Consider the following 10126-nt stretch of genomic DNA (forward strand, 5'->3'; position numbering starts at 1 on the left):
TTTTTCCATTCAGCGTCCCGTTGCCTCGCATTCAGACGCTAAACGGAATGCAACGGGACGCTGAACGCGACGCAACCGGCAACCAAACGCACTCCAACGGGCATCCCGTTGCGGAAAAAACAGCTTTTCGCCATCCGTCGGAAAGCGGCATATCGCATTGCATATAGCGTTACGTATCGTCTTCATTTTCTATTCCAACAGAAAACAAAATGTTAAATCCATGACTTTTTATTTACGAAACAATGATTGAAAGAATACCGCTTATCCGCCACAGTAAAGCAAACGGAATAAAAACCGGCCGGAACCGGCATTTGAACAGGAGGAAGACAGAACAAATCAATGAAAAAACGAGCCTCATACAAACGGAACAGAGATTTTTTAATTGACAGAGGACGGGATTTGGACAAAATGGAAAATAAAGCGAAATGAACATAAACCGGCCGCAAGCAACAATGAAATGAGATTTAACCTCGGAGAAAACGAAATTTAACTTTCAGTCTGCAACGTTATACGGGATATTTCGCTATTTTTGCAAAATACGACCGTCCGTAAACATAGACTATATCAACGGGCTATCAAACATAAAAAAACTACAAAAAACGGAGTATGGAACAATATAAGGCTGACGAAGAGCGATACTCAGGACTGATGGAGTACAGCCGCTGCGGACGCAGCGGGGTGCTGCTGCCGAAAGTGAGCCTCGGGTTCTGGCACAACTTCGGCGGAGTGGACGACTACGGCCGAAGCAGAAAAATAGTGCGCTATGCGTTTGACAACGGCATCACACACTTCGACCTGGCAAACAACTACGGGCCGCCATACGGCAGTGCCGAGGAGACGGTGGGGCGGTTGATGGACGATGATTTCAGGCCATACCGCGACGAACTGTTCATAAGCACGAAGGCGGGATACGACATGTGGCTTGGACCATATGGCAACTGGGGTTCAAGAAAATACCTTACGGCGAGCCTCGACCAGAGTCTCAGGAGGATGAGGATAGACTATGTCGACCTGTTTTACAGCCACCGCTATGACCCCGAGACACCTCTCGAAGAGACATTGCAAGCTCTCGTGGACATAGTGCGCTCGGGAAAAGCCCTTTATATCGGCATATCGCGCTGGCCGCTGCACGCACTAAGAACAGCCATAAAGTATCTCAGGGAGCATGATGTGCCGCTGCTGATATATCAGGGACGGCTGAACATGATAGACTGGACACCGGTGGAAGAGGGTATAACAGACGAGTGTGAGCGCGAGGGAGTGGGATTCATCTCGTTCTCACCGCTGGCACAAGGGCTGCTCACCGACAGGTACCTGAACGGCATACCGACAGGCAGCCGCATGTCGAAAGGCAAATTCCTGAAAACGGAAATGCTGACACCCGATCTTCTCGAACGGCTCAAAGCACTGAACGCAAAAGCGGTCGGGCGAGGGGAGACGCTGGCGGAGATGGCTCTGGCCTGGGTGCTACAACATAGGGCGGTGACCTCGGTGCTGGTGGGAGCAAGCAGTACGGAACAATTGTCTGCAAACCTGAAATGCCTGAAAGCGGAGAAAGTGGAAGAGGATTTTTTTTAAAGTTAAAAAAGAGTTTTATTGGAAGTCAAAGAAAGGTTGTTTGGAAGTGAAGGAGGGATATTTGGAAATTAAAGGAGGCTTGTTTGGAAGTTAAGTGGGTATTTGGAAGTTAAGGAAGTTATGGCAGGCACTGCCTGCCATAACTTCCTTTAACTTCTTTAACTTCCAGACAAGCCTCCTTTAACTTCCAGACAATCACCCTCTGACTTACAATAAAGAAACACATCAACAGAAAAAACTTATGCCCATACATAGAATCATCGTAATACTGACCGCAATGCTTGCGGTATGCGCCATGGAGACAATGGCACAGGAGAAAGACAAGAATGCCAATGCGGAAGACAGGCAGCCCGACATGGACAGCCCGACATTCGTGCCGATGGTGAAGGTTGGAAAGGTGCTCGACGGCAGCGACAGCATACAGTACATGGAAATGAACAACGTCTATGTATACCCCGAACTGGAATTCAAGAACGAGAAACAGGCAAGAAACTACTCGAGGCTGGTGAGGAACGTGAAGACGGTGCTGCCCATAGCGAAAGAGGTAAACAAAATCATCATCGAGACATTCGAATATCTCGAAACACTGCCCAACAAGAAAGCACGGGACGAGCATATGAAGAAAGTGGAAGACGGAATATACAAACAGTATAAGCCGAGAATGAAAAAACTGACCTATGCGCAGGGCAAACTGCTCATAAAACTGGTTTACAGAGAGTGCAACTCATCGTCATACGACATTCTCAAAGCATTCCTCGGCCCGATAAGGGCAGGTATGTGGCAGGCGTTCTCGTCGATATTCGGAGCCAGCCTCAACAAGGAATACAAACCGGAAGAGACCGACCGCCTCACAGAGCGCGTGGTGCTGATGGTGGAAGCGGGGCAGATATGATTTATTGAGGAGTTGGGGAGTAAGGAATTGAGTTGTAAGGAGTAAGTAGATATGCTACTTGTTGGCTAAGTCTGTACATACATAAAAGACATGAAAGTAATCATGGCTCTACACCTGTTCCCATTATTCTTCAAAGCACATCTACTTACTACACAACTACTTACTCCTAAGAAAAATACTCCCTCAACTGCGAGGCATACGAAGCGAGCGCCTCGCAACTGCTGTTGCCGAAGCGTTGCCATATACGCTGGCACGGCAGGAGCAACGGGCTGAACACAATATCAGTGCGGTTGAGATACGGATCGCAATGCTGGAACACATCCATTATGTCGGCGACATCCGCCGCATGCAGCCCTATGGTCCTCGCAAGTTCGACAACCTCGGGCGTATCGGCTACCATCGTGATCGGCGTGAGACGGAAATAAAGGTCGAGAATGAGTATAAGCATCACCGGGGTTACGGTCTCACCGTCGGCCACGGGGCGGAAATCGCGCTCAAACGTCTCGTTGGTCTCCACGCCGTCATAGAAACTTCCCGAACTGTTGAAACCGCTCATGGCGCGCAACAGACCAACGACCCGAGACAGCCTGCGCGGATTTGAACCGTAATTACTCCACAGGCGCTCCATCCGCGGAGTGTCTATATTGGCGATTGAACACATCCGTGCAAACAGGGCGGCGGGCGGAATATGCAGTTCGAGACACAGTTCCACCATCGGACGACTGTACATCGGTTTTATGCCGACAGGGCGCCGAAGATACAACTGCATCAGCAACAGCCAATAATCATCGTGCCATACATACGGTTTTGACATAATCCTTTATTACAATAATAATCGGTTAGTTTTGCAAATATAGCTATTATTTTCTATATTTGCAGTGCCGGTACATCTTTTTATGACCGTAATACAAACAAATCATGACCATAAAACAAACAAACCTATGAGAAAAACCATCATCGCGGCGATACTGATATTCACGCCGGCAAGTGTCGTAGCGCAATCGGTACGCAAGGAAATAAGCGAAAACCTGCATCTCTCGGCAAGCAACCACCTTGCCTATCCAAATCCCAGGCCTGGAGCGATGACAGCTCCTCCTGACGGCAAAAAGCCTTTCTATATAAGTCATTACGGCCGACACGGTTCGAGATTTCTCATCGGCAAAGACGAATATGACGCGCCATACAGTACGCTGGCCAAAGCAGACAGCGCGGGAGCCCTGACCGACACCGGCCGCGACGTGATGCGACGGATTGCCGCCCTGCGCGATGAGGCACGAGGACGACTCGGCGAACTGACCCCGCTCGGCGCGCGACAGCACAGGAACATAGCCCGAAGGATGTATGAACGGTTTCCTGAAGTGTTTGCCGGAAACGCCAACATAGACGCAAAAAGCACCGTGGTGATAAGGTGCATACTGTCTATGGAGAACGAGCTGCTGCAACTCACGGCACTCAACCCTATGATAAACACCACCCACGACGCCAGTGAGCACGACATGTACTACATGAACTTCAACGACAAGAAGCTAAAGGCGAAAGCCCGGCCGAAAAGCGCCGAGCGGGTATACAGGGAGTTCTGCAATGCCTATCCCACTCATAAAAGACTAATGACGGTACTGTTCGCCGACACGGCGTACGCCAACAGAAACGTGGATGCAGAAAAACTGAGCGACAGGCTTTTCAAACTTGCATCCAACATACAGAACTGCGAGTCGAGACGAGACATCACACTATACGACATCTTCACCGACGAGGAACTATACCTGAACTGGAAAAAGAACAACGTGAGATGGTATATGACATACGGAGCATGCCCGCTCAACGGCGGAACACAGCCTTTCACACAGCGGAACCTGCTGCGCCGCATTATCGAAGAGGCCGACAGCTGCATAGCGTTGCCTAAACCTGGAGCCACCCTGCGCTTCGGCCACGAGACGATGGTGCTGCCATTGACATGCCTTCTCGGCATAAACGGATACGACATGGAGGTCAGCGACATGGAGAAGCTCGAGAAAAAAGGCTGGATCAACTACCGGATATTCCCCATGGCGGCCAACATCCAGTTTATCTTCTATCGTGAAGGACCGGACGACGACGACGTGATCTTCAAGGTGTTATTAAACGAAAACGAGGCAACGCTGCCCTTGAAGACCAACATAGCCCCGTATTATCGCTGGAAAGACTTCCGCAAATACTATCTCGACAAAATCAACTCGTTCAAGGAATGACCGCCCGCATGGCGGAAAACGCTTTTCAACAAAGTCTCAAACGCTCCTCATCGGAGTATTGAAGGTTTTTCATCGGAGTTTTGATTGCGGAGCGGTCAGTGGGATATACCGCAGGAAACATACGTTGCCCGCCATTCACCGGCAATATGTCCCACTGGCCGCTCCGCAATATCCGCTTTCAGAAAACCTACTCTCCTTTCACCTTATAAGCCAGCGCATACATACGCATCTGCTTCACCATGGCCAGCAATCCGTTGCTACGGGTAGGACTCAGGTGGTCTTTCAGACCGATACGGTCTATGAAATACAACTCGGCATCGAGTATCTCGGCGGGTGTGTGGCCGCCGAGCACACGTATAAGGAGTGCCACAATGCCTTTCACTATCAGCGCGTCGCTCTCCGCCGTGAAGTCTATCACGCCGTCGTGATAGTCGGCTTGAAGCCACACACGGCTCTGGCAACCGTCTATCAGGTTGCTTTCCGTCTTGTATTTGTCATCCAACGAAGCCTGCTCGTTGCCAAGATCTATAAGCAACTGGTACTTATCCATCCAATCGGTGAAGTCTGAGAATTCCTCGATTATCTCGTCTTGAATTTCATTTATAGTCATTATTGTATTATTTTGTCCGTTTCATTGAAAGATGTTGTTCATTTCATTGAAAGATGTTGTCCGTTTTTATCAAGATACCATATCCTTATTATAGAAAGATGAAAAACATTCGATAATACCGACCTTGCTTTTCAAATATAAAAGAAAAGAACTCACATCATACCATAATGGGCGTTCCATCATTCCACTTTATCTATCCTGAACAACTTATCGCTCGGCCTCACCTTACCGGTAACGGCCACCGATACGCGTGTTCCCTTGCGGGCTACGTCCACAGGTCCGTGGTCGCCGTGAATTTCAGCGGTATCGATATACATCGCGCCTGTGGTCGGGCCGGTGACCAACAGCTTGTCGCCCACGGCGAACTCGGCGGCATCTACCGTGAACTCGGCTACCCCGAGCTTGCTGAAATACTTCACGCCGCGGCCCACATAGACCTTGCGCTCCGTGGCACATGAGCCGTAATGGCGGTTCCACTCGCCAAGCGTCTGCCCCTGGTAGTAACCGTCCCAGAAGCCGCGGTTGAACACAGTGGCGAGCCGAGCATCCCACCCGTCTTTCTTTTCCTCGGTAAACGTGCCGTCGAGCACCGACGCGATGGCCTCCTTGTAGCATCCCACCACGGTGGAGACATACTCCGGTCCGCGCGCACGCCCCTCTATCTTGAACACCCGCACGCCGGCTTTCATCATCCGGTCTATGAACCGCACGGTTTTAAGGTCCTTCGGACTCATGATATATTTGTTGTCTACAGCAAGCTGCGCGCTTGTCTCGTTGTCCGTCACTGTATACGAACGGCGGCATATCTGAACGCATTCCCCCCGGTTGGCGCTGCGGTTTGCCTCGTGAAGACTCATATAGCACTTACCGCTTATAGCCATGCACAGCGCCCCATGGCAGAACATCTCTATGCGTACCGGCTTGCCGGAAGGCCCGCAAATGTGCTCCCTCTCAATAGCATGGTATATCTCTTCCACCTGCTCCATGCGCAGTTCGCGAGCCAGCACCACCACATCGGCGAAGCGGGCATAGAACCGAAGCGCCTCGACATTGCTGATATTGAGCTGCGTACTGAGATGGACTTCCACCCCAACCTCACGGCAATATGTCATCACGGCCACGTCGCTGGCTATCACCGCCGATATTCCCGCCTCCTTGGCGGAATCCACCGTACGGCGCATCATGTCCATATCCTCGTCGTATATGATGGTATTCACGGTCAGATAGGTCTTTATTCCCTTCTCACGGCATGTGCCGGCAATATCCCGCAAGTCGTCCGCCGTGAACTCGTTTGCCGAGTGCGCCCTCATGTTCAGCCGTCCGATGCCGAAATACACCGAGCCGGCGCCTGCCTGTATGGCGGCCGCGAGACTCTCGCGCGAACCCACCGGAGCCATTATCTCAAAATCGTTTATCGTATGTTCCATTATCGTTATATCATGAAAAAACTGTCCTCTTTCGTGTGAAAAGCAAGCCGTCGTATAATAAGATGCTCCGAAACAGATTTCATATATATTCGTTATCCGCTTCGGAGCATCTTCAAATAACCTTTTACCTATTCATAGGCAGCAGCTTCCGCTGCCGCTATGATGTCTTCTCTCGACGGTTCTTTCGGGTTGGCGGTGATGTCCGAGAGGTCGAACTCGTCTTTCACCGTCTCCACGCCGGTATTCCCCGCGCTCCCGTTCCGCCTTTCTTTCCTTACAGCCTGGTCCTTGACCGGCTTCTCATCAGGCTCGGCCTGTATGGTGTCGGTTGTGTCGAGAGTCACTACCGGCGTTCTCCCGATGGGCTTATCATCATCGGCCACGGCCCGTGCAGGCTTTTCCTTCACGGTGCCAGCCTTGACCCTTTCAGCCTTTGCGGCAAACACGGTGCCGATGAACTGCGGCTCTTTCCGCAGACGCTGCAATGCCTCCTTGGCCGCCGCCTGCTGGCTTTCCTTCTTGGAGTATCCCCGTCCCGTTCCTGCCTCAAGCCCCTCAATGGACACTTTGGAAATAAATACGGGACTGACGTTGTCTTTCTCCATCTCCTCGCCCGCGAGCATGAACTCCATCGAGACCTTGTTCTTCTGCGTCCACTCTATCAGCTTGCTCTTGAAGTTGACCACCTTGTAGGCCACCTTGTCTATATTGACGAGCTGCGCGAGTATCCGCTTCTGCATGAAACGCATGCAGGCATCGTATCCACGGTCGAGATATATCGCCCCCACAAGCGCCTCGAAGGCGTTGCCGCCCATGTAGTTGTTGTGTGCGCAGTTGTGTCCCGACGACTTTATGAGGCGCGGTATGCCCATCTCGCCTGCCAGTTTGTTGAGCATGTCACGCTGCACGAGCTTGCTCCGGGTGTTTGTCAGGAAACCTTCACGCTTACCCTCGAAGTGGCGGTACACAATATCGCCCACCACGGCGTCGAGCACAGCGTCGCCGAGAAACTCGAGCCGCTCGTTGTTCAGCGGCTTTCCCTTGTCGTTGCGCCTGGCTACGCTCTTGTGCATGAGAGCCAGCTTGTAGTATTCTATGTGGTGGGGGTAGAACCCCATGATGTCATAAAGGGAAGAAAAAAGCTCCTTCTCCTTGCGGAAAGGGAGCTTGATCCTGTCTATGATATTGTTATTCAGCATACTTCTTGAAAACAACACAAGCATTGTGGCCTCCGAATCCGAAGGTGTTGCTTATAGCGGCGCGCACCGTTCTCTTCTGGGCCTTGTTGAAAGTGAAATTCAAGTCGTAGTCGATTTCTTCGTCGCGGTCGTCCTCGTCGTGGTTGATTGTCGGCGGGACGATGTCGTTCTTCACGGCGAGCACCGTTGCCATGGCCTCCACAGCGCCTGCCGCGCCGAGCAGGTGGCCGGTCATCGACTTCGTAGAACTGATGTTCAACTTGTATGCCGCGTCACCGAATACTTTCTTTATGGCCTTGGCCTCCGATATGTCGCCCACGGGTGTCGACGTGCCGTGCACGTTGATGTAGTCGATGTCCTCCGGTTTCAGGCCGGCGTCTTTCAGCGCGTTCTCCATCACGAGGCACGCTCCGAGACCCTCGGGATGCGACGCCGTGATATGATATGCGTCCGCGCTCGCGCCCTCGCCCACCATCTCGGCATATATCTTGGCTCCGCGCGCCTTGGCGTGCTCAAGCTCTTCGAGAATCAGACAGCCCGCGCCCTCACCCATGATGAAGCCGTCGCGGCTCTTGCTGAACGGGCGTGAGGCGTGTGCGGGGTCGTCGTTGCGTGTAGACAGCGCATGCATGGCGTTAAATCCGCCCACACCCACTGCACAGATAGCCGCCTCGGCGCCACCGCTCACCACTACATCGGCCTTGCCCAGACGTATCTGGTTGAAAGCGTCGGCCAACGCGTTGCTCGAAGACGCGCACGCCGATGTGGTGGCGTAGTTGGGTCCGTGAAATCCGAAGTGTATCGATATCTGGCCTGCGGCGATGTCGGCGATCATCTTGGGAATGAAGAACGGATTGAACTTAGGACCGTTCTCCTCGTTCACGCCATAGTATTTCACCTCGTCCTCAAACGTCTTGATACCTCCGATACCCACGCCGAATATCACGCCAACGCGTGTCTTGTCGATCGTGTCGAGGTTAATCTCGCTGTCTTTCACCGCCTGAATGGCCGACACGAAAGCCAACTGTGTGTAGCGATCCATCTTGCGCATTTCCTTGCGGTCGATGTATTCGGCAAAATTGAGGTTCTTGACTTCGCAACCGAACTGTGTCTTGAACTTCGAAGCGTCAAACAATGTGATGGGCGCGGCTCCGCTGACTCCGTTTACAAGGTTGTTCCATGTCTCCTCGGGGTTGTTGCCCACCGGGGTAACGGCTCCCAGACCCGTCACGACTACTCTTTTTAATTCCATGATGGTTATTTGTTTGTGGCGGAAAGCATCATTTTAAAGACACATACAAGACCACCGCCAAAACGGCAAAAGACGAGGGATGAAAGTTTTTGAACGCAACAGCATTCGGCTTTCAGCCTTCGTCTTTTGTCTTCCAGTGATAGTCTTTCAACTCGCGTCTTCCAACTTTCCGTCTGAAAAATATTATTTCGCGTTCTCCTCGATGTAAGTGATGGCGTCACCTACTGTACCGATTTTCTCAGCTTTGTCGTCCGGAATAGAAATACCAAACTCTTTCTCAAACTCCATGATGAGTTCAACTGTATCCAGAGAGTCGGCACCCAAATCGTTTGTGAAGCTTGCTTCGGGCTTTACTTCTGCCTCGTCAACACCAAGTTTATCAACGATGATTGCCTTTACTTTTGATTCAATTTCTGACATAATTGTAATGTTTAAAATGTTAATAATTTCTTCTTTTTGAAAAATACGGCTGCAAAGTAACTAATTTTTATTTAGTTACGCAAATTATTTCGAAAAAAAAGCACCGTTCATTGCACACAACGGGGGTGTTTGTGCAACTATTTAACGCTTTCGCCCTGTATTTCAGTCATATAAGACCGCATATACCACTATTTTGATTGCACATTGCAACATCATGGCACGTATATGCCGCCAAATGGGAACGCATTATATATAAATATGTGTCAAGATGATAACCGGCAAGATGCCACAACGGCAACCACACTACATGTATCTCCGACCGGAAAGTGTCAATAATGTTTACAAAACGCTCTCCATATTTCGCCCGTTTAAAAATTAAAAGCCAAAGGCCGGAAATAAGCGAACTATGAGCTGTTTTCCGCAAGTGCCTGCACGTCAGCTTAATACATCTTTCACATCTACATTCCCTATCAAACCTACCCCACCTACCCTCACGAATTTTTCCATTCAGCGTCCCGTT

General features: G+C 50.9%; 9 protein-coding genes. 3 read left to right on the plus strand and 6 right to left on the minus strand.

The genetic code is table 11. The annotated features are described in order from the left end of the window. Window positions 1–606 precede the first annotated feature (606 nt). On the plus strand, window positions 607–1578 hold the full coding sequence (locus MoGM_RS11065) for an aldo/keto reductase (RefSeq protein WP_104370111.1): 972 nt from the start codon (window positions 607–609) through the stop codon (window positions 1576–1578). Between the two features lie 295 nt (window positions 1579–1873). Beyond that, a complete protein-coding gene (locus MoGM_RS11070; protein ID WP_371410530.1) occupies window positions 1874–2470 on the plus strand; it encodes a DUF4294 domain-containing protein in 597 nt (198 codons plus the stop codon). A 166-nt stretch (window positions 2471–2636) separates the two neighbouring features. Here the strand turns inward: MoGM_RS11070 and MoGM_RS11075 are convergent, their stop codons facing one another. Beyond that, window positions 2637–3284: a hypothetical protein gene (locus MoGM_RS11075; RefSeq protein ID WP_104370113.1), complete on the minus strand. Its 648-nt coding sequence runs from the start codon at window positions 3282–3284 to the stop codon at window positions 2637–2639. A 127-nt stretch (window positions 3285–3411) separates the two neighbouring features. Between MoGM_RS11075 and MoGM_RS11080 the strand changes: the two genes are divergently transcribed. Beyond that, window positions 3412–4698, plus strand: a complete 1287-nt coding sequence (locus MoGM_RS11080; protein ID WP_104370119.1) for a histidine-type phosphatase — start codon at window positions 3412–3414, stop codon at window positions 4696–4698. Window positions 4699–4885: 187 nt separating this feature from the next. Here MoGM_RS11080 and MoGM_RS11085 read toward each other — a convergent pair whose 3' ends face one another. The 5 genes from MoGM_RS11085 to MoGM_RS11105 form a co-directional block, all read right to left on the minus strand. Next, window positions 4886–5308 (minus strand): SufE family protein, encoded by a 423-nt coding sequence (locus MoGM_RS11085; protein ID WP_104370114.1) that lies wholly within the window; start codon window positions 5306–5308, stop codon window positions 4886–4888. A 179-nt stretch (window positions 5309–5487) separates the two neighbouring features. Next, entirely contained in the window at window positions 5488–6735 is a 1248-nt protein-coding gene (locus tag MoGM_RS11090; RefSeq protein WP_104370115.1) for a peptidase U32 family protein, read from the minus strand. Window positions 6736–6863: 128 nt separating this feature from the next. Then, a complete protein-coding gene (rnc, locus tag MoGM_RS11095) occupies window positions 6864–7934 on the minus strand; it encodes a ribonuclease III (RefSeq protein ID WP_104370116.1) in 1071 nt (356 codons plus the stop codon). Next, window positions 7924–9186, minus strand: coding sequence for a beta-ketoacyl-ACP synthase II (gene fabF, locus MoGM_RS11100; RefSeq protein WP_104370117.1), 1263 nt, complete (start codon window positions 9184–9186; stop codon window positions 7924–7926). Before fabF ends, rnc begins: the two co-directional genes overlap by 11 nt. 183 nt (window positions 9187–9369) lie before the next feature. After that, entirely contained in the window at window positions 9370–9606 is a 237-nt protein-coding gene (locus MoGM_RS11105) for an acyl carrier protein (RefSeq protein ID WP_104370118.1), read from the minus strand. Window positions 9607–10126: the final 520 nt, after the last annotated feature.

It is taken from the genome of Prevotella sp. MGM1 (assembly GCF_002933775.1).
Lineage (GTDB): Bacteria > Bacteroidota > Bacteroidia > Bacteroidales > Bacteroidaceae > Prevotella.